A 1,442-nucleotide genomic window follows, 5' to 3' on the forward strand; every position below is an offset into this window, starting at 1 on the left:
CCGGCCGGCGGACGGGGTCGGGGGCGGGGCGACGCGGTCCGGGCTCACCGCAGAGGGGGCCGCGGCGCCGGGACGGTCCGGCCGGTCCGCGCCGCACCCGGACGCCAGCAGCACCAGGACGACGCCGACCGCCATCCGTCGTCGGGACTGGGAGATCGCGCGCACGCTACTTCCTCCATCGGCCACGGCACCACGTCGGACACTCCGGCGGCGACGCGCAGAGTAGCAATCCTCCCGCCGGTGCGGACCTCGCCAGCGACGATGACGATCGACGCCTACGTCGCGACCGCCTACGGCTTGCGGGCGAGCAGTCCGACGAACGTGTGGTAGGTGTCGGTCTGCTTCGGCGCGGGCGTGCCCGGATCCGGACGCCACTCGGCCAACGGCACCAGCCCCGGCTCCAGCAGCGTCAACCCGTCGGCAAAGGAGAGGATCTCCTCATCGGTCCGCCACCGGCCGGTGCCCAGCGACTCGTTGAAGACCCGCTCGACCTCGCGGGCCTTACGGGAGCCCTCCGGGTCCCGCTCACCCGGATCACGGAAGTGCGAGATCGCCACGTAACTGCCGGACGGCAGCGCGTCGATCAACTCCGCCGACACGGCGCGCGGCTCCTCGTCGTCGCCGAGATGGTGCAGGATCGCGAAGAGCAACAACCCGACCGGCCGGTCGAAGTCGAGAAACCGGCGGACGTCCGGATCGCCGAGGATCTCCTGCGGGCGCCGGATGTCGGCCTGGATCACCGTCGCCGTGCCCTCGGCGGCGAGCAGGGCCCGCCCGTGCGCCAGGACGATCGGATCGTTGTCCACGTACACCACCCGGGCGCTCGGGTTGTGCGCGATGGCGACCTCGTGCACGTTGCCCTGGGTGGGCAGCCCGGACCCGACGTCCAGGAACTGGTCGATGCCGGCCTCGCTGACGAGGAAGCGCACCACGCGGCGCAGGAAGGCCCGGTTCGCCTGACCGGCGGCCGGCCCGTCCGGCGTGATCCGCAGGGCGTGCTCGGCGACCTTCCGGTCGACCTCGAAGTTGTCCTTGCCGCCCAGGAAGTAGTCGTACACCCGGGCCACGCTGGGAACGGTGCGGTCGATTCCGGGGGGTGCGGCCTTGTCGCCGGTCAATGGCCTCTCCATCCGATTCTGGTCAGCGCACGGGATGCTGGGGGCGGCTCCGGACTTCGTCCCGGAGTGTAGCGACCGGACGATGTGGATCGTCGCCCCGTTGGCGCAGCGTCCAGGCCCCGGCCCGGGTCGGCTCGCTGTCGCCGTGATGTCAGCGGGTAACCGGGCGTATGTCCGGCGGGACCCGCGGGTCCGACCGCCGGCACAACCTCATCGAGGCCGGCCGTCCCGCCACCGGTCGATCAGGGCCGGCAGTTCCCGCCAGAGGTAGTCGTAGAAGTCGCGCATCTCGGCGAGGCGGGCGCCGGCGACGCTGTCCGCGCC

At 72.3% G+C, this 1,442-nt stretch carries 1 protein-coding gene; it reads right to left on the minus strand.

Annotation, left to right across the window (positions count from 1 at the left end; genetic code table 11):
• Positions 1–290: 290 nt before the first annotated feature.
• Positions 291–1,130: an SAM-dependent methyltransferase gene (locus HUW36_RS32825; protein WP_281357592.1), complete on the minus strand. Its 840-nt coding sequence runs from the start codon at positions 1,128–1,130 to the stop codon at positions 291–293.
• Positions 1,131–1,442: the final 312 nt, after the last annotated feature.

This window comes from Micromonospora maritima (genome assembly GCF_902825405.1).
GTDB lineage: Bacteria > Actinomycetota > Actinomycetes > Mycobacteriales > Micromonosporaceae > Micromonospora > Micromonospora maritima.